The sequence below is a fragment of the Blautia sp. HCN-1074 genome (assembly GCF_037890165.1).
Taxonomy (GTDB): Bacteria; Bacillota; Clostridia; order Lachnospirales; family Lachnospiraceae; genus Blautia_A.
Window position 1 is genome coordinate 91,503 of sequence record NZ_JBBKBP010000012.1, and the last position, 19,720, is coordinate 111,222.

At 35.3% G+C, this 19,720-nt stretch carries 13 protein-coding genes and 2 pseudogenes; 9 read left to right on the forward strand and 6 right to left on the reverse strand.

All coding sequences use genetic code 11. The annotated features are described in order from the left end of the window. Nucleotides 1-106: 106 nt before the first annotated feature. Nucleotides 107-1,450 (reverse strand): AAA family ATPase, encoded by a 1,344-nt coding sequence (locus tag WKT11_RS11580; protein ID WP_118516639.1) that lies wholly within the window; start codon nucleotides 1,448-1,450, stop codon nucleotides 107-109. A 329-nt stretch (nucleotides 1,451-1,779) separates the two neighbouring features. Here WKT11_RS11580 and WKT11_RS11585 point away from each other — a divergent pair, with 329 nt between their 5' ends. Then, on the forward strand, nucleotides 1,780-5,700 hold the full coding sequence (locus WKT11_RS11585) for a hypothetical protein (RefSeq protein ID WP_118516638.1): 3,921 nt from the start codon (nucleotides 1,780-1,782) through the stop codon (nucleotides 5,698-5,700). 101 nt (nucleotides 5,701-5,801) lie between these two features. Here the strand turns inward: WKT11_RS11585 and WKT11_RS11590 are convergent, their stop codons facing one another. After that, nucleotides 5,802-6,086 (reverse strand): PD-(D/E)XK nuclease domain-containing protein, encoded by a 285-nt coding sequence (locus WKT11_RS11590; RefSeq protein WP_279222427.1) that lies wholly within the window; start codon nucleotides 6,084-6,086, stop codon nucleotides 5,802-5,804. A 53-nt stretch (nucleotides 6,087-6,139) separates the two neighbouring features. Here WKT11_RS11590 and WKT11_RS11595 point away from each other — a divergent pair. Together WKT11_RS11595 and WKT11_RS11600 are read left to right on the forward strand one after the other, a co-directional pair. Continuing rightward, nucleotides 6,140-6,484: pseudogene (locus WKT11_RS11595) on the forward strand (IS66 family transposase); the annotation flags it as partial. A 174-nt stretch (nucleotides 6,485-6,658) separates the two neighbouring features. Then, nucleotides 6,659-7,330: a hypothetical protein gene (locus WKT11_RS11600; protein WP_118516636.1), complete on the forward strand. Its 672-nt coding sequence runs from the start codon at nucleotides 6,659-6,661 to the stop codon at nucleotides 7,328-7,330. Nucleotides 7,331-7,482: 152 nt separating this feature from the next. Here WKT11_RS11600 and WKT11_RS20020 read toward each other — a convergent pair whose 3' ends face one another. Further along, complete coding sequence (locus tag WKT11_RS20020; protein WP_445291942.1) at nucleotides 7,483-7,701, reverse strand: DUF6431 domain-containing protein; 219 nt, start codon at nucleotides 7,699-7,701, stop codon at nucleotides 7,483-7,485. A 190-nt stretch (nucleotides 7,702-7,891) separates the two neighbouring features. On the opposite strand from WKT11_RS20020, the gene WKT11_RS11605 reads away from it, so the two are divergent. Then, on the forward strand, nucleotides 7,892-8,293 hold the full coding sequence (locus WKT11_RS11605) for a hypothetical protein (protein WP_118516635.1): 402 nt from the start codon (nucleotides 7,892-7,894) through the stop codon (nucleotides 8,291-8,293). A gap of 10 nt (nucleotides 8,294-8,303) precedes the next feature. Further along, entirely contained in the window at nucleotides 8,304-9,125 is an 822-nt protein-coding gene (locus WKT11_RS11610; RefSeq protein WP_118516634.1) for a hypothetical protein, read from the forward strand. 129 nt (nucleotides 9,126-9,254) lie between these two features. Here WKT11_RS11610 and WKT11_RS11615 read toward each other — a convergent pair whose 3' ends face one another. Next, nucleotides 9,255-9,710 (reverse strand): hypothetical protein, encoded by a 456-nt coding sequence (locus WKT11_RS11615; RefSeq protein ID WP_340284422.1) that lies wholly within the window; start codon nucleotides 9,708-9,710, stop codon nucleotides 9,255-9,257. 31 nt (nucleotides 9,711-9,741) lie between these two features. Here WKT11_RS11615 and WKT11_RS11620 point away from each other — a divergent pair, with 31 nt between their 5' ends. Both WKT11_RS11620 and WKT11_RS11625 read left to right on the forward strand, forming a co-directional pair. Further along, nucleotides 9,742-9,918, forward strand: a complete 177-nt coding sequence (locus WKT11_RS11620) for a hypothetical protein (protein WP_243103790.1) — start codon at nucleotides 9,742-9,744, stop codon at nucleotides 9,916-9,918. Then, nucleotides 9,919-10,284, forward strand: a complete 366-nt coding sequence (locus WKT11_RS11625; RefSeq protein ID WP_279222428.1) for an RloB domain-containing protein — start codon at nucleotides 9,919-9,921, stop codon at nucleotides 10,282-10,284. A 167-nt stretch (nucleotides 10,285-10,451) separates the two neighbouring features. Here the strand turns inward: WKT11_RS11625 and WKT11_RS11630 are convergent, their stop codons facing one another. Next, entirely contained in the window at nucleotides 10,452-14,657 is a 4,206-nt protein-coding gene (locus tag WKT11_RS11630) for a hypothetical protein (RefSeq protein WP_118516632.1), read from the reverse strand. A gap of 319 nt (nucleotides 14,658-14,976) precedes the next feature. Between WKT11_RS11630 and WKT11_RS11635 the strand changes: the two genes are divergently transcribed. Then, nucleotides 14,977-15,144: a hypothetical protein gene (locus WKT11_RS11635; RefSeq protein ID WP_181977754.1), complete on the forward strand. Its 168-nt coding sequence runs from the start codon at nucleotides 14,977-14,979 to the stop codon at nucleotides 15,142-15,144. Then, complete coding sequence (locus WKT11_RS11640; protein WP_117677732.1) at nucleotides 15,141-15,758, forward strand: Fic/DOC family protein; 618 nt, start codon at nucleotides 15,141-15,143, stop codon at nucleotides 15,756-15,758. The genes WKT11_RS11635 and WKT11_RS11640 overlap by 4 nt, the downstream gene beginning before the upstream one ends. Nucleotides 15,759-15,886: 128 nt before the next feature. On the opposite strand, the pseudogene WKT11_RS11645 reads toward WKT11_RS11640, so the two are convergent. Further along, nucleotides 15,887-19,720 (reverse strand): annotated as a pseudogene (locus WKT11_RS11645) (hypothetical protein); the annotation flags it as partial.

Here is a 19,720-nt window from a genome sequence, read left to right on the forward strand (position 1 = left end):
AAGAACCCTGACCAATTAATGCTACGGTTCTTCTCATATGCGCATAAAAATCCAAACTCACAGATAAGAATTCCCATCCAGCTTGAATCTTTTAATTTTAACATGTCTATTCCTCTTTTTTATCACATAAAATTTCCTCAAAAATCGGTGTGAAATCAATATCTTTTATTGCTCCATACTGGCTGATAAAATATTTACTCATATAATCTTCATGCTTACGGACACCCTTATCACCTGTTGTTCCAAAATCAGATAATGCATATAAAACACTGTCATGTGTATCATCGTCTCTTTCAACAAACTTAATCTCATCCCTCCGGAATAAGTTTGAATTTAAAAAAATCGGATTATGTGTATTAAATACGAGCTGCGCATGATGGATATTTACATCAGCATTGTGAAAGACATTAATAATGCTCATCAATGCCATCGGATGAATCGATGCATCAAATTCATCTACCACTAATGTTCCTCCCGTCTGCATTGCTTTAATCACAAGAGGAAACATATTGATAAAACGAATTGTTCCATAAGATTCAAAAATATCTGCTGCAATTGCTGTGGTCTTCTGATCTTTCATATTTTTAAATATAGAATATAATTTCGCATCCGGCTCATCATCACTCACTACATACCCAATTGCATTTGAATTGATTCCGAATAATTTTGCTGCTTCATCGGTTGTCTTTTCAACATAAGCTGCTTTTTTCTTCGGATCTGCAAATCTTTTAATCAACTGCATCGAATCCGCACGATAAATTACCATGAATTTATTTGCAAACCAATCAACAATCAGTTTTGTGAATTTCGGTGAAAAAATTAATTTAAACCCATTCGTCAAAAATAATTCTTCCTGATTCAAACTGCTTTTGGCGATTTCATTTATGCTTCCTGCATTCTGTTCTGTTATATCAGATAAATAATCTTTGATTACATTTAAGTTCTCTACTTTCAGGTCTTCCTTACGTTCAAATATTCTTTTTCCATTGACTTCCAATACTTCTGCAAGAATTTTTCTTTGGTATTCCTCTTCGAGAAAAGTTCCAAGATCAATCTTCAATTTATAGTGTATTTTAAATTTATGCTCTTCTCCATCTTCCTCATAAAATTCTATATCAAAGCATACAGGCTTAGACTCCGGTTCATTATTATTTGGAATCAATTCCAATGCCGATGCAGCCGGATTTGGTGAGGATTTCTCTTCGGAATTTCTAATATTTCCTCTCAAAACAATTGCCCGTAATACATCCATTGCACCAATAATATTCGTTTTACCTGCTGCATTTGGTCCATAAATAACTGAAGAACTCAATCCCTTTATTTCTTTTCCTTTTATTTTTGTCTTCATCAGACTATAATCTAATCCCTTTTGCTTTGGAGCAGCCACCATCGAAAAACTTGCCTCTTCCACAAAAGATTTATAATTTTGGGTTTTAAATTCCAGAAGCATTTTATCACCTCCATTCTACTTACTTTTTACAAAATCATATTCTCATTATAACTATATTGTATGATAAAGTCAATTTTTTATTCTTATTTTGAACTTTTTTTGCAAAACAAAAGCAATTACAGAGTGGATAGGAAAACTATGTCTATCAACGGAATAGTATTTGTTAAAGATGGCGTGATTCTATATAACTGAATAAAGCCGGAATATTAATAGATAAAATACCATTTATAAATCTCAATATATATACCGACATCGTAAATTCTCTCCATTACTTAGTAAAGCTTTTCTCATTTATGAACCTGTACACCACCCAAAGGGGAACTATAATCATGACAAAGATTAAAAACACAAAGAAGGGCATGGCAAAAAAGACATTAAGTATGTCACTTGTTGTTGCAATGCTTGCTACTTCTAATGTGCCGGTATGGGCTGCTGAGTTCAGCGATGGTACAGATGCTGCTGTAGCTACTGAAGCACCGGCTGCTGAAACATTCTCTGATGATGCTGCAGAAGCTCCGGTTGTAGAAGATACTGCAGATGTAGCTACAGAAGCTGCAAAATCAACAACAACAGGTTCTGAGTATACAGTTAATTTATCTGACTTTGCAGTAGGTGGAACTGCTGTAAGCAATAACGAAACCGTATGGGGTGGAACATTAAGCACAAATGTAGATATCACAACAGTAAGCGCTATTGCTAATGCAACATTAAAAACTGCATGGCAGGTAAATGGAAATATTGTTGATAGCACTATTGCAAATTATGATTCTGCAAATAAAGAAAAAACACTTCCTTTAACTGCAGATATGGCAGGCAAATCAATTACATTATTTGTTTATGCTGAACAGGCAGGCAAGGTTGTTTGGAGCTATACATCTGACGCTGTTACAGTAAAAGCAAAAGATATTAATGATTTTATTACTGCATCTGCTGCAGATCCTACATATGATGGAACTGTAAAAAAAGCAAGTGTTACGCTGACCTCTAAAAAAAATGAAAATAATCAGGACTTAGTACAAGCAGGTTCAGATTTACTTGATACTTCAAAATATAAAATAGCATATTCTGGAGAACTTACAAATGTAACTGGAGATAAAGTAACTGTTACATTAACTCCAACTGTTACAGGATATGCAGGACAGGTTACAACAACTTATGAAATCCAGCCTATGGTATTAGATGGAAATACAGCTCCTATTTCTGGCCGTATGAAAGCAACTTTATTAAATACATCTTATGTATATACAGGAAAAACAATTACTAAAGTAAAAAAATCTGATATTAGTTTAGTTGATAAATCAACAGGTGTTGATTTGAGCAATTATCTGGATGTTGATTCTGATGGTTACGTAAAAGTTGAGTTTACTTCTCAGAATAATACTGATAATACTGCAGTTGGAAAAATCAGCAATGTATATGTTGCGATTAAAGAAGGTCAGCCTGAAACAGGAAACAAAAACTATAAAGTTGTTGGAAACAATATCAAAACATTAACAGATAACACTATGACAGTTGTTGCTCGTGATTTATCTACGGTTGATGTTAGTATTGCAGATCAGCAGTATACTGGTTCTAAAATCACTATTAATCCTAGTACTGTAACTTTGAAGGATAAAACTACTGGCGAAGAAATCGTTAAAGGTGATATCGAGATCACTGTTCCAGATAATGCCATTGAACGTGGAACAGGATACGTTGCAACTATTAAGCCAGGTGTATCTGCTAGTGGTGTAACAAATAAAAATATTACAGGAAGTACAACTGGAACATTCTCTATTTATTCCAACAGTATCTCCAATGCATATTTTGCAAATGTAACAAATAATCAGCTTCCTGCTAAAGATTATACAGGCGAAGCAGTAACATATACCAGCGAAGAACTTGGTGCTCTTAAAATCTTAAACAACACAACTAATAAAGTAGAGACAATTGCACCAGCTGATTACGAAATCACTTATTCAAAAAATACTAATGCCGGTACAAATACTGCTAAATTAATCGTAACTGGTAAAGGAAGTTATGCTGGAAGCAAAAAAGAGTTAACCTTTACAATCAATCCTGCAACCGTAAGTGCAACAACTGCAACAGAAGAAGTTGAGCAGAAGAACGCTAGCAGTGCTAAAGATTATAAAGATGCAATGAAAGTTGTTGTAAAAGCTAAAAATTCTGCTAACAAAGAATTTACATTAGTTGAAGGTACAGATTATACTGTAGCATATGAATATGATACTACAGTTGGAAAGAACGGAAATGAAGTTGGAAATAATGTTGTTGCTACCGTAACTGTGACAAATAAAAACTTTAAAGGAACTGTATCAAGCAATAATGTTTTAAAAGCTAAATCTAAGATTACTGCAGCAATTTTAAAAGCTGACTATATCAAGTTAAAAGAGAATTCTTTCTCTTATAATGGTAAACCTGTTACACCTGATTTTGATGTTGTAATTGATGGTAAAGTAATTAATCCAGCTTATTATACTACATCATATACAAATAATATCAATGCAGGTACTGCTACACTTACAGTTACTGGAGATGGAACTCATTACAGTGGAAAAGCAAGTGTAAACTTTACAATTGCTCCTGTTGATGCGTCTAAACTTACTGGTGTTATCGCAACTAAAGAATACAAGGGATATTCTCTTGAGATTCCAGCTGATGAGATTTATCTTACATTAGATGGAAACAAAATCGATGTTGACAGCAACTTCACTCGTACTTTTGGAGAAAACTTAAATATTGGTGAAGGTACTGTAACATTAACACCAAAGAACGGTAACTTTACTGGATCTAAGACATTAACATTCCAGATTTGTGGTGAAATGTTAAAAACCGAAACAAAAAGCGGTTTTAACTTTGCTGATAAGAATGGATTCGCAATAACTGGAAATAATATTAAATTTAGTTATGACGGAACTGCTCAGACTTTTGCCAAAACTACTTTAGATAACAAGACAGGAAAAACATTAACTGAAGGTACTGACTATGAAATCAAATATGTTGATAATGTATATGGACAGAAAGGTACCGATGGTCAGTATGCAGTTGTTCTTGCTATAGCAAAAGGAAAATACGGCGGAGATCTTACTCAGACAGAGAACGGCATTGCTGTGAAGAATGGCGTATATACAGATGCTGAAGGAAATAAGATTGTCAATGTATTTGCAATGAAAACTATCAAAATTGATCAGCAGTCATTTACAGCAGATAATATTGCTATTTCCAACGGAACTTATGCTGCCGGACTTCCTGTAAAACCAGAGGTTAAGATTGTTGTTAAAGGTGTTACTTTAGTAGAAGGAAAAGATTATGAATTAGATCTTTCTGCAAATAAAGACTTAGTAAATGCTACATCAGCAAAATCTCTTTCTGTTATTATTAAAGGTAAAAATGGTTACACCGGAACTGTTGATACATTAAAATGGGGAATTGATAAATTTGATCTTGCAAATGCAGATGTAACTGTTAAAGATGGAAAGATTTCCGTTAAATGTGGAAAAGTTGATGTTGATGCTTCTGAATATACAACAACAGCTAATGGTGATGGTACTACAACAATCAAAGCTGTAAGCACTAGCAAAAACTATACCGGTTCTAAGAAAGTCGCAACAAACGGAACAACAGATGCAGAAAAACCAGCTACTCCTATGATTTCAGAAGTTAAAGTTACTGGAAATAAAGCAACTGTAGTTCTTTCTGGTGAATCAGATGGCGCTGCAGGTTATGACTATGTAATCTCCACAGACCGTGACTGCATCACAAACAAAGATTATACTTCTGTAAACAAGAATCAGGTTAAGACTGAGTCTACATTTGAATATGTAGGACAGGGAACATACTATGCATACTGCCATGCTTGGAAGCGTGATGAGAATGGTAAGAAAGTATTCAGCGACTGGTCTAACGCATATCCATTCGTTGTAAGTGCAATCACATCATCCCAGCCAGTGATCACAAGCGTTAAAGTAAGCGGTTCTACTGTAACTGTAACATATACAAAAGCATCCAATGCTGACGGATATGATGTAGTTCTTGGAACATCTACAAAGAAAGTTAACGGAGAAACACGTCCGGTAGAATACGGAAAACTCGTTAAGAAGAACATCAAAGGCAATGTTGTAACAGCAACATTCAAGAATGTGAAGAAAGGAACCTACTATGCAGGTCTCCACGCATTCAACAGAACTTCTGAAGACGGTAAGAAAGTATTTAGCCAGTGGTCAAACGTTAAAAAAGTAACTGTAAAATAATCCATTTGGGTAATTAAATACAGATTCCTAAAAAAGAAGGCTCCAGCCGTTTCGGCTGGAGTCTTTCTTTTTAGGAATTTTGTTAAAACGAGTATAATTTTTTAGAATATCTGTATTTTTTCAATTTTGCAACTATGCCTCTTGGTCCGGGAATTGTAATTTATTCCAACTAAAAGCAGATCCCCATGATAAGCAAATTTCTGCAAGACCTGTGTATAATTTTTCTTTTTGATCTGAGAGATTGCTCCCTGCGCACTTTTATCCCATTTTAAGTCAATAAGAAGTGCCGGCTTAGAGGAGTCTGCATTTGGAAGAAATAATATATCAGAATATCCTTTTCCACTGGCCAATTCCTCAAAACGTATATAATGGTCTATGCAACTCAAATAAGCCAGAAAATTAGATGGTCAGACCCTTCGGGTCTTCCGATCCCGCCACTTATCTGGAAGATGGACGTTGCAGTTTTTCTAACAATCTCAGCGAAAATGCAATCCGTCCGTTTACAGTCGGTCGTAAAAATTGGCTTTTCTGTGACACACCAAATGGAGCTCAGGCCAGTGCTATTGTATACACGATGGTAGAAATGGCAAAGGTCAATGGAGTAAATGTCTATCACTATCTTACCTATCTGCTTGAAAAACTACCAAATGATGGGATGAGTGATGATGAACTGGAACTCCTGGCACCGTGGAATGAAAATCTCAAAGCTGAGATCGAACGTCGTGCAAACGAATCAGATCAATCATATGTGAATTGTCAAGGTGCTCCGGTTGCTAAAAAGTAGCCGGGGATTTTTTTCTACCATACCTGAAAATTAAGCGCTTACTGTATAACTGGATAAAATCAAAATACAGGGATTTTATATATTGACAAAATCATAAAATATGGTATATTAAATAATAAAATGTACCAAATTAATAAATAGTACTTAAAAACAAACTGATAAGGAGAACAAAGCATGAATAATAAAGGCAGACCTAAAAAAGAAGGTTTTGATAAAGTAATAAAATTTACAGTAAGTGAAGAAGAAGCTGAGATGTTTAATAACACGATACAAGGAACTGGAAAATCGAAATCAGATATATTAAGAGAATTAATCCCAATTGTTTCGAGCAAAGACTTTGAAGGGCTTATTCCGAATACTAAAATGGAAATTTTACAGAGTTATTCGGAAAAATGTTGGGATATATTGCATACTCCGGGCTGTGTTTTTGAAGTACACAATTTATCAGATAGGATGCCAGCCTTTATTGTGACTATGGGACAACCAATTGTATACGTAAAGTATCCAACATATAAAATACAGATACTTTACAACAAGAACCCAAAGAAACATATTGAACAGAGTGAAATCGAAGAATTATTGAAAAATGTTAAGAACCGATCACTCGTATATTCAACAAAGGCAGATTTTTTCATTATTGGAGGCGAATTAAAAGAAATGCCATTTCCATATGTAAATGAGGTTATGTGCTTAGGAGTGACCTTAGCGGAAAATACACATTGTAAAAACGAGATTGTAGAAATTTTGGATAATTCAAATTATCATGTATCAGTTTATCCAGCATATTGTATTCGAGGGATGGCAATAGAGTTGCTAGAAGGAGATAAATATTTTAAAGTTTTATAATCGTTTAGAATTCTGATTGATCATGCCAGAGAAATTTTGACATTATGTTTTAACAAATAAATGTCATATTGGGGTCTGACACCAATATATGTGGACACCAATATATGTGCGGAATAGCTATTCCTGATGGATACTAACTAAATTACTGCATTCTACTCCAGAAAAATATGCACTATTACATTGGAATATTCACCACATCTGCGACATTTCATCCGGTGTATGATACAGACATTGCGTTCATGTCCTTCCTGTAACAGGATCCGTTTACAGACATCCCTGTATGTAAGTTCTTCAAAACAGACCGGACAGTAGAAAGTGGTGCTGCTTTTAATTAAAAGTACCCTGTTCCTTATTGTACAAAATGGATTAATCTGACATAATAGTCATGGTTTCAAAACCATGATCCCAGAGTATACGTCTTGTCAAAAGAATACTCTGGGATCCTTTTCTTTACTGTATTAATGACAGTATACAGGGCAGTTCATAGGCAGGTAATAGGACCTTTGATTTGCCATATGAAGTTAGCGTCAATAGTATAAATGTGTAAAGGAGTTTCAAATTATGGAAAATAAGTACAAACATATGGATTATGTACAGTCCACAATATCAAAAATGACATCGAATTCCTTTTACTTAAAAGGCTGGAATGTTACTATCATTGCAGCTATTGTGGCATTATCGTTTAAAGAGAGCGATTGGAGAATATATGCCTGTGCATTGGTTCTAAATGTCGTATTTTGGTTTTTGGATGCGTATTATTTAAAGCAAGAAAAACTTTTCAGGGAATTATACAATAAAGTTTCAAAGATAAGTGATGACAGTTTGGTTGATTTTTCTATGAATACAAGCGAATTTAAAGAAAAAGTATCAGCAATTCCGTGCCTTATGATAAAAAACATCTCGATTACTCCGTTATATCTTTCGATTACCGTTGTCTTACTTGTCCTAATTCTTATTGTTTGAGGAGGTTATTATGTTTTCAAAATTTAAATTAAATAATCTTGTATATTCAGATTTTAATGAATATGAATCTTTAGGGAAAGAATACTATGCAAAAATACAAACAGACATTCAAAGTAGCCTAAAAGAATTTATAGAAATAGATGGAGTGATTGACGGTACCAAGTTACAGGATAGCAGGTTCTCAACAAAACAAAAATTTAATGTATTTTTATCTCACTCACATGCCGATGAGAAGTTAGCTATTTCTATAGCAGGCTTTTTAAAAAAGGAGCTCAACTTAGATACTTTTATAGATTCTTGTCTTTGGGGATATTCTAACGATTTATTAAGAGAAATAGACGAGAAATATTGTAGACATAGCAACGGTACATCTTTTGATTATGATAAAAGAAATTATTCTACCAGTCATGTTCATATGATGTTATCCATTGCTTTGGCCAGAATGATTGATAAGTGTGAATCCGTGTTTTTCTTGAACAGCGAAAATTCCATTTCAATAGCCGAAGAAATAAGTAAAGAGAGAACAGTCTCACCGTGGATATATAATGAATTATCTTTAGCTGATATGATTGAAATTCGACCTATCAACTATTATAGAGATAAATTTTTTCAATTTACTCATGGAGTATATGATGCAGTCAATGAAAGTTCTTCTCTTCAGATTAAATACGAAGTTGACGGGATATTAAGAGAATTTACTACACTCTCTAAAAACGATTTAATGAGTTGCGCAAAAGAGTGGAGCGCAAATAATAAATCATTTAAAAGTGCACTGGATTATATTTACCTTTCAAAAAATATAATTAAGCAGCAGGATATTCTGATTAGCTAATTCTTAATGGACAACACTCTTTATCAAGAACTTAATCCGAACAGGTATATGAGAAGAGGGGCTGTGCACTAAGTAATTAGTACACAGTCCCCTCTCTTTTTAGGAATCTGTATTATTTACCCAAATGGATTATTTGACAGTTACTTTCTTTGCGTTGGACCATTTGCTAAATACTTTCTTTCCATCTTCAGATGTTCTGTTGAAAGAATGAAGTCCTGCATAGTATGTTCCTGCTGGTACGTTCTTGAATGTTACTGTTACTGTATTTCCTTTCACATTCTTCTTAACCAGTTCGCCGAAGTCTACTGGACGTTTTTCTCCGTTTACGCTCTTAACTGAGGATCCGAGAACAACATCATATCCTGTTGCGTCAGCAGATTTTGTATAAGTTACTGTTACTGTGTTTCCTTTTGCTTTTACGCTTGTAACAGTTGGTGTTGATGGTGTTGTAGCAGTTACAGTGAATTTGTAAAGGTTGGACCATTCACCGAATACTTTCTTACCATTTGCATCACGTTTCCAAGCATGGCAGTGAGAGCATTGGGGTGAAACAGAGCAGTGGTATCTAAAATGGCTGCAGGACACAATAAACAATACGGAAGAGGCGTCCAGTAAGGTGTCTATTGATTGTCCGGTGAGGAAGAATCCATTAAAACATGCGAAATCTCTTACTGTTACCAGAAAGATAGAAATTTATCATTTTTTTGATTATGAGAGTGATGAACCAATTCATATCAAAGGTTTTCAAGAAGTGTTAGATAATATGAAGAAAGCAGAAAAAATAGGAAAATAAATTAAATATAAATCTGGGTACAGTAATTTCACTTTTGATTTGTGGATGATTCTTCATATAACAAATTGCAATGCGTCATTCTCTCACCGAAAGCAATACATTACACCGATTAATCGTGCATTTGGTGAAAAGTTTCAAAATATGGATGAATTCAAGGAAGAGAACAATTTTAAGAGATGTCTTAATAAAATGGATTTGTCCAATGTAATTGAGGCTGTTGATCGTGCAAAGAAAATCATGCAAAGAAATCAGGAAAATGGATATACATTGCATCAATATAAAGGATATCAGTATTATAAAGAAAATCCATCTCTGTCTGCATGGGAAGCTATAGAAAAGATACTGAAGGATTGTGAATTGATATAAAAGAGGAAATGATAAATACGTTAAAGTTAAGATATCCATACAGAAATTTTTCCTAAAAATCAAATGACTGGAGTCTTCTTTTTAGGAATCTGTATTTAATTGAGAAGAACCCCGGCCTGGTTGACCGGGGTTCCCTTTTTAGGAATCTGTATGAATACCCAAATGGATTATTTTACTGTTACAGTTTTTGTACCAGACCATTTGCTGAATACTTTGCTTCCATTCTCAGATGTTCTGTTGAAGGAATGAAGTCCTGCATAGTAGGTTCCCTTCTTCACATTCTTGAATGTTACAGTCACAGTGCTTCCTTTTACATTTTTCTTAACAAGTGTTCCGTAATCTACCGGACGTTTCTCGCCGTTTACACTCTTAACGGAAGATCCAAGTACTACGTCATAACCTGTTGCATCTTTAGATTTTGTATAAGTTACAGTTACTGTGCTTCCGCTCACTTTTACCTTTGTGATCTTTGGTGTAGATGGTGTTGTAGCAGTCACTTCAAATTTCTTGAGGTTAGACCATGCACCAAATACCTTCTTACCATTCTCATCACGTTTCCAAGCGTGGCAGTATGCATAGTATGTACCTTCCTGTACATAGTAGAAGTTTGTGTTTGTCTTAAGAACATTCTTGCTGATGTCGACACGTCCGTTTTCATAATCTTCTTCTGTAGCGATTACATAGTCATATCCAACAGCTCCGTCAACATCACTAGAAAGAACTGGTGTTACAGTGTTGCCTTTAACGACTACATCAGTGATCATTGCCTGACCAACTTCTGGTTTAGCTTTGATGATGTTGAAAGATACTTTCTGAGATCCTGTAAAGTTCTTGTTTCCGTTTACAGGAGTAATAGTAGCAGTACCTGTTCCAACTTCTTTGTTTTCACCATAAGTTACCTGATAATCAACACCTTCTTTAAGAGTAACAGAATCACTTGTTACTGTAAGGGATGGTTTAACCTGTTCACCAGTAGCTTCCTGGTCTGCAACAGCTGCGATTGTTACATCTTTCAGATCTTTTGCTGTTACGCCATATTCTACTTCTTTTACAGAATCAGCTGTATTCAGGTTTGCATTATCTTTATATGTGATAACAACTTTACCTTTGTCACCTACATTTGTAGCTGCCGGTACATAGTCTACAATATAGTCTGTACCTTCTACAAGAGTTGTCTTTCCACCTGGAACAGTGATTGTAACAGATGGTTTTACAGTCTTTCCACCTGCATAAGTAACATCTCCAAGAGTTACATCAGATGCGGTAATCTTAGCCGGAGTAATATCAAAGGTCTTTACAAGTTCTCCTGCATAGCTTCCGATACCTACAAATTTAATCTTTGCTTTGCTGCTTGCTGTTGTAACGTTTACTGCATTTTCATAAGAAACCATATAGTCGGTTCCTTCTTTTAACTGTGCAAGTTCACCTGTAATTGTGTAGTCAGTTCCTTTAACAAGACTGATTTCTTCACCAGTGTAAGTCTTGCTCAGTTTATCAGACATTAAGGTTACAGTTCCACTTGGAAGTGTTGCGTTAGTAATCTTGAAGTTTGCACTTACGCTTCCCTTGTACGGAGCCTTGCCTGTAACTGTGATAGTTGCTGTTCCGGCTTTCTTGTTGTCAGAGAATGTAACGTCATAGTATTTCGGATCTACTACGTTGCCACTCTTATCTTTTACAACATATTTACCTGCTTCCAGGATGATTCCCTTGGAAGAAGCTGCCTGCTCTGCGCTGTAAGCAACACTTGGAAGAGTTTCCAGACCGTTTGTTGCAACGATTTTTCCACCTTCAAGGCTCGGAGTACCAACAGTATATTCTACCATCTGGTTTCCTGTGTACTTCTGTGGATATTTTGCTGGATCAGCAATTTTCTTAGCTTTAACGTTGATCTTACCTTTGTCGCCTTCTTTAATAGCAGCTCTTTCTATCTCTACTGTGTAGTAGTCGTTACTGATCTCATATTCTTTTCCATCTTTGTCTGTATAAACAACTTTGATAGTTGGTGTAACGACTTTTCCACTGTTATAAGATGCATCAACAACCTTAACAGTGATATCCTTATCGCTGAGGTCTTTTTCTTTTAATTCAACTGTGATAGGAGTTCTATTGGTTGTACCCGCTGTCTGTTTAAAGTTTTCGTTCTTTCCATGACCTGCAACTTTATTTTCTGCAACAGTTGGTCTATATACAAGTGTTGTATTTGTTGTATTTGTTTTGTCAAGCCAGAAGTCTTTATCAAGTGTGAGGTCATAATGTCCGTCAGCCATCCATGCTTTATAAACATCTTTAGCAAGAATGTTATAATTGCTGATATCAGCACCTTTATCGCCTAAAGATGGATTAAAGGAAACGATTAATTTACTGCCAGTAGTTCTATTATCTACTACCTGTGAACCACTAAAGTCTGCTGGCTGAATCTTATAAGCATTACTTAAGATCATTTCTGTACCAGCATAATCCTTGGCACCTGTAATCGTATAAGATACATCTCCAGCGTTAGTTCCACCCTGAGTGATCTTGTATGTGAAATCTCTGTTAAGGAAAAGCTTAGTTCCGTTTAATGTGATAGAACCATTATTAGTACTTAACAGTTTTCCAAGATAATCCTGCTCTTTACCATTGTAGATCAGGTTATTTCCACCTGCTAAAGCATTTAAGAAAGCAGACTTAAATTCATTGATATCGCTCTTAGTTGCTTCGCCTTTACGAGAAATAGACTTCTGATAGTTCTTTGCTTTGTCCTTTGCAGTAATTGTAATCTGTTTATTAATTGCAGAGTCAGACCAGTTTACGCATGTGATGTCAAATTCATTACCTGCAAGAAGGTCATTTGTTTTATTTGGATCTGCAACGGTATCATACATTTTGATCTTGGCATTTTTAACACCATTTTTCTCAACATCCGTTTTGTCAGCTTTCCATACTTCTTCTGGAATTACAACATCAAAGTCAGCATCATGGTTCGCCATATTCTTTTTCGCAATTGTAACAGTAACATCTTTACCATATGTATCTTTAGTTACCAGAGTTCTATCAGTAACGTTGACACTTAAGCTATAGGTTCCTGCATCCGGACCAATTTCCTGAATAGTGTAGTCAGATGTTGGAAGAGTCTGACCATTATAAGTTACTTTAGATACTTCAGGAGTTACTTTCTGACCATTGTATTCATATGCTTTTCCAGATTTTTCAATAGCATATCCATCCATTGTAGTGCCAGGAACAAGGTCATATGTTAATCCAGTATATATATCGTTTGTATAATCTGTGTTTTCTGTAGGAAGAATTGTAACAGTTACATTTACTGTGCCAAGATGATACAGCTGATCGTAAGTTAAAGTATAATCTTTACCATACTTTAATGTAACTACACTGCCTTTTAAATTTTTGTAAGCAACACAAATGTCATTTTCATCAGCATTAGCTTTGTCAGCAACTAATTCGTTTCGTTTACTTTCAACATTAAATACTTTTCCTTTATTTTTGATATCCTGAGAAATCATTGTACGGGGAAAACCAGTTGTCGCAATGCCACCATTTCCATTCTCTGCACTTAATTTTCTTGCTCCGATAGCAACAGCTTCTGAGCAGGATGCTTTTTCAGTTTCGAAGCTATCACCTGAATAAACAGCTACACGTACCTGTTTTCCATAAAGGCCATTGGATACTGTATAAGTGCTTGATGTTTCTCCATCAATATTAACCCATTCACCTTTTTCGTTTGTTGCCTGCCACTGATATTTGAAAGTAGTTCCTTCTGGTCCCATATTATCAGTTTTAGCTGTTAATACTGTACCTGCAACAATTTTATCTTTATCAACGCCTGCATCGATCGTTGGTGTTCCAGTCAGAACAGTTGCACTTTCAACAACTTTAATAGTTTCTTTTTTATTTGTAACATTAACTCCATCAGCGGAAACTTCAACATCAATAGTGCTTCCTACATCACTCTGTTTCAGATTGTAAGAAACAGAAACAACATTTCCGTTTTCTATTGTGTTGGACTCTAAAGTTTTATGTGTACCATCTGCTGCATATGCAACCAGTGTTGCTGTTGCTGTTCCAACTGTTGAATCTAAAGTAACAGTTGCTGTAATAGTTCCCTGTTTAACAACTGCTTCATTCTGTACAGCTTTTCCCTGCTGATAGAATACAATAGATTCTGTTGTTGCTGTTGCATTATCAACAACATCTTCTCCGCCATCAACAACAGGAGTCTCAGCTTCTGAAGAAAACTCTGTCACATCTTCACCAGCACTGAACTCACTTGCCCATACCGGTACGTTTGAAGTAGCAAGCATTGCAACAACAAGTGACATACTTAATGTCTTTTTTGCCATGCCCTTCTTTGTGTTTTTAATCTTTGTCATGATTATAGTTCCCCTTTGGGTGGTGTACAGGTTCATAAGTGGGGGAAATTTTACTGGCTGATGGGAACGATTCACGATAATGACTTATATATTTGAACTTATAAACAGTATTTTTCTTATGAATATTACGATTTCAGATAGTTATAATGATTTTAGCTGTCTTAAATTTGGAATATTTGTTGAAACAGTAACACTGGCTCCCAGCCAAATAACAGATTTCGACAAATTTTCTTATGGAAATACCTGTGGAAGCATGATACAATTTATAGTAAAATAAACTTTATCATAGCTTAGATTAAGATTTAAAGGGGGATTTTTTATGACAAATGATCAAAAATTAAGTAGTATTGAAGCAAGTTTCAAAATGGAAAATTTACCCTTCGATTCAGCATGTTATAAAAGGGTTGAAAAAGTTCTGTGCAATAAGATAACTGTAGCTGATGCGATATCTGAACTAAATAAGAAATACGGAGTTCCACAAAAATGAAAGATCAAGAGTATGATTTTTTCTATGAAGATAAAGGTGATACTGAATATTGTTATCCCGGAACTAATATATTGAAAAATAAGCTGAATATTCAAAATCTGGAAAGATTGCATGAAGCCGAAAGGGATTATTCATCAATTCGGCAAGTAGAGCTATATAAGCAGGGAATATCTGGGGATTTTTCTTTAAAACATTTATGTTCTATTCATAAACAGCTGTTTCAAGATATCTACCCTTGGGCAGGAAAAATTCGAACAGTTGATATATCAAAGGGGACCATTTTTTGTCTGGTACAGTTTATTGAAAATCAGTTTACATGGATATATCAGCAATTAAAAAAAGAAAATTTTCTTAAAGATATCACTGACAAAATAGAAATGGCAAATCGTCTGGCTTATTATCTGGGTGAAATTAACATGATACACCCCTTTCGTGAGGGAAATGGCAGGACGCAGAGAATATATATCGAACAATTATGTATAAATAATGGAAGATTTGAAATTGATTTTACCGGGGTTACAAAAGATGAGATGATTGCAGCCAGTATCCAGTCAGCTAAAGTGGACAATGATCTGTTGGAAAAGTTAATATATAAATGTCTTATACAGAAATGAAGCAGCCCCGGCAATCATGAGTCGGGGCTGTTCCTGTGTGCGCTTGCAGCGCACCTAAAAAGAAAGACTCCAGACGAAATGACTGGAGTCTTCTTTTTTAGGAATCTGTATTTAATTACCCAAATGGATTATTTTACAGTAACTTTTTTAACGTTTGACCACTGGCTGAATACTTTCTTGCCGTCTTCAGAAGTCCTGTTGAATGCGTGGAGACCTGCATAGTAGGTTCCTTTCTTCACATTCTTGAATGTTGCTGTTACAACATTACCTTTAATGTTCTTCTTAACGAGTTTTCCGTATTCTACCGGACGTGTTTCTCCGTTAACTTTCTTTGTAGATGTTCCGAGAACTACATCATATCCGTCAGCATTGGATGCTTTTGTATATGTTACAGTTACAGTAGAACCTTTTACTTTAACGCTTGTGATCACTGGCTGGGATGGTGTGATTGCGCTTACAACGAATGGATATGCGTTAGACCAGTCGCTGAATACTTTCTTACCATTCTCATCGCGTTTCCAAGCGTGGCAGTATGCATAGTATGTTCCCTGTCCTACATACTCAAATGTAGACTCTGTCTTAACCTGGTTCTTGTTTACGGAAGTGTAATCTTTGTTTGTGATGCAGTCACGGTCTGTAGAGATTACATAGTCATAACCTGCAGCACCATCGGATTCACCAGAAAGGATTACAGTTGCTTTGTTGCCGACAACTTTAACGTTGCTGATCATTGGAGCAGCTGGTTTTTCAGCTTCAGTTGCACCGTTTGTCTTAACTGTCTTGGAGCCTGTGTAGTTCTTGCTTGTTTTTGCAGCTGCGATAGTTGTTGTTCCGTCAGCATTTACAGTTGTTGTGTATTCTGCTGCGTCTACTTCAACTTTTCCGCATTTAACAGAAAGCTTACCATCTTTAACAGTTATATCTGCATTTGCAAGATCAAATTTGTCAATGCCCCAAGCCTGAGTTGCAACACTACCTTTATATCCATTTTTGAATGTAATCGCTACTGTATTAACTTTTCCTGTGGTTGCATTTACTAAATCTTTTGAACCTTCTAAACTTAAAGTATAGTCTTTTCCTTCAACAAGAGTTACACCTTTAACAACAATTGTAACTTCTGGTTTCAGTGATAAACCACCTGCATAGGTAGCATTTTTAACAACAACACTGCTGTTATCTACATTCAGCTGTTCGATTTCAAATGTCTTAACGGCAATTACATTTGCAATCTTATTTCCATTAGCATCAGTATAAACACCATTGACTATGCCTGTGTTATAGCCTGTTGCAGCAGTTGTATCTGTGTAATTTCCACCATAAGTTCCCTTTGCTACAGCGAGAACAGCACCAAACTGTTTTTCTGTTGTAACAGGAGGTTGTGCAGTTGATGTAGCAGTAAGTTTTTTACCATAGACATTGTCTACATAAACTAAATCATAATCAGTTCCTTCGACAAGTTTCTTGTTGCCATCTTTAATGTCAGCAACTACTTTTGCAAATTTATGTTCTGTACCATCATAAGTGCAGTTGCCAGTTGTTTCAATACCGTTAGCATCATAACCGGTAATAGTTCCACTGCCAAGTAATTTACCAACAATATCAAATGTGATTGTTTTAGTTCCTGTAAAGTTACCGTTCTTTGGTGTAAGAGTTACAGTTCCCTGACCAATGTTACGGTTTTCACCGTTTGTGATCTTGAAGTTGTCAGCTACATCAATAACATCGTCACCCAGTTTCAAGTTGATTTCATCAGCAGGAATTTCAAGAGAATATCCTGTATATTTTTTAGATGCAATAACACCTACCAGTTTAGAAGCATCTGCTGGTTTGATATCGAAAGTAACTTTTGCAGATACAGTGTTATCAAATTCTTTATTTGCAGCTGTTGGTGTTACTGTTAATGTTGCAGTACCAGCATTTATATTATTTGTAAATTTGTAATTAAATTTATCGGTAGTATCATTATTGCCTTTATAATGTCCATCAACAACAATATCGAAGTCTGGTTCAACAACTTTTCCATTATAAGTAAAAGATGTCTCTTTCAGTTTGATATTTTCGCTCTTAAGAGCTCTAAGAGAAAGAGGAACCTCTTTGGTAATTGTAGTTGCACCATCAATAGCAAAGTTTTTATTAGTAACAGTAATAGTTGCAACAATTATACCGCCATCCGCAGCTGTTTTCTTTGTATCATCTTTATAACCATATTTTACAGTATAGTCTGTACCATTTGCTAATGTAAACTCTTTACCAGCTCCATTATTAGCTTTTACAATGAGTCCCAAATCATCTTTATAATCGGATGCATTCTGAGTATCTTTCTGTTCTACTTTATCTTTTGCAGTAATTGTAGTAGAAGATACCTTAGCCTGATTAATTGTGAATGTAAATACAGCTGTGCTTCCTTCATAGTCGCCCTTACCTTTTACAATCAGTTTTGCATCCGAATTAGTCATAGCGCTAGCATTTGTATTGTTAACATATTCGATACTATATAAACTCTTGTCAAGGATTTTACCATCAACAACGAAATCACCTAACTGTTTTTCTGTTTTTGTAATTTCAGATCCAGTGTATGCTTCAGCTTTCAACTTAGTTGTAGAGCCAGTGACATATGCTTCACTACCATTGAATTTTCCACCAGAAAGATCGGTAGCAACAAGTGTTACAGTAGCAGTCTTCTTTTCGCCAGTTACATTATACTGTTTTGGAGCAGGTGCAATTGTTACTGTATAATCACCTTTTGCAGTTGCATTATTAACAGGGGTGATAACAACATCGCTACCGATATTTAAAACTTCATTAGTTTTTGAGTCAGTATATGTAATTGTCAGATTACTGCTATCAAGAATACCGCTTGCTGGAATAGCCATTGATTTAATGGATACATTAACAGTTGATAAATCACGTTTGGCGATAGTTGCTTTATCTGTCTCATCTGTAGCAATTGTTGAATAACCATCTTTTGTACCAGATGTACCAGCTGGAATTTTATAATTTCTATTTCCTGTTTCTGGAGTTGCTAAATTTAATTCAAATGTAGTTTCTCCAGCAGACTGCACTGATGTATTCTTTAAAGAAACATATCCTTTTTCATCAGCTTTCAGATAACCTGATAAATCTTCTCCGGTGTCAACATCTGTAAGCACAACATCGGAAGCTTTTACTCTAATAACTTTTCCAGTATATGTAAAGTTTTTAGTTTTTAATGTTGCTTTAAAATGCTTAGTGATTTTTTTGGCATCTGAGCTTCCGTCAAGTTCTAATGCTTTAATTCCATATTTTAAAGTTTTACTTCCGGTATATCCTGGTTTTTGGGATTCGATAGTAACTGTAACACCATCATCAGTTACATTTTTTGCATCTCCGCTTACAGAAATCTTGTAATATTTCTTATCGGCATCTACTATACTACCCCAATCAATACCCTTTTCATCAATGACCTGTTCTGTTCCATTATATTCAGGTTTCCAGGAATTTGCAATTTTAATGTTACCTAAAGCTGTATCCTGTGCGGCCTTAATCTGAATTTCATCTGATGTATAAGACCATACTGTGTTCCCAGTATTATCTTTAGCGTAGATATAAAGAACAGCCGTTTTTCCAGCATCGTTAGCGCTTAATGTAAGTGTAGCTGTTTTTTCTGTACCTAATGTAACTGCATTCTCAGCAGTTTCTGCCGCTGCAACTCCGCCAATTTTCCATACATAATGATAGGAAACACCTGTAGTACTTGTGCCTTCTGCTGCAGATACTGTAAATGTAGCTGTTACTTTATTAGTGTCATTCCATACTACAGTTTTATTTTCTGGTAAATTAGTAAATGTAGGTGCCACACTGTATGTATTGTTACTAACAGATTCTGTTGCAACATCAACAGTAGTATCCTCTACAACTGGCGCTTCTGCAACATCATCAGAAAATGTTTCAGCAGCCGGAGCTTCAGTAGCTACAGCAGCATT

Coding starts and splice junctions, on each gene's coding strand:
- WKT11_RS11580 (WP_118516639.1), bottom strand. CDS start 1,450: ATGCTTCTGGAATTTAAAACCCAAAATTATAAATCTTTTGTGGAAGAG.
- WKT11_RS11585 (WP_118516638.1), top strand. CDS start 1,780: ATGACAAAGATTAAAAACACAAAGAAGGGCATGGCAAAAAAGACATTA.
- WKT11_RS11600 (WP_118516636.1), top strand. CDS start 6,659: ATGAATAATAAAGGCAGACCTAAAAAAGAAGGTTTTGATAAAGTAATA.
- WKT11_RS11605 (WP_118516635.1), top strand. CDS start 7,892: ATGGAAAATAAGTACAAACATATGGATTATGTACAGTCCACAATATCA.
- WKT11_RS11610 (WP_118516634.1), top strand. CDS start 8,304: ATGTTTTCAAAATTTAAATTAAATAATCTTGTATATTCAGATTTTAAT.
- WKT11_RS11630 (WP_118516632.1), bottom strand. CDS start 14,657: ATGACAAAGATTAAAAACACAAAGAAGGGCATGGCAAAAAAGACATTA.
- WKT11_RS11635 (WP_181977754.1), top strand. CDS start 14,977: ATGACAAATGATCAAAAATTAAGTAGTATTGAAGCAAGTTTCAAAATG.
- WKT11_RS11640 (WP_117677732.1), top strand. CDS start 15,141: ATGAAAGATCAAGAGTATGATTTTTTCTATGAAGATAAAGGTGATACT.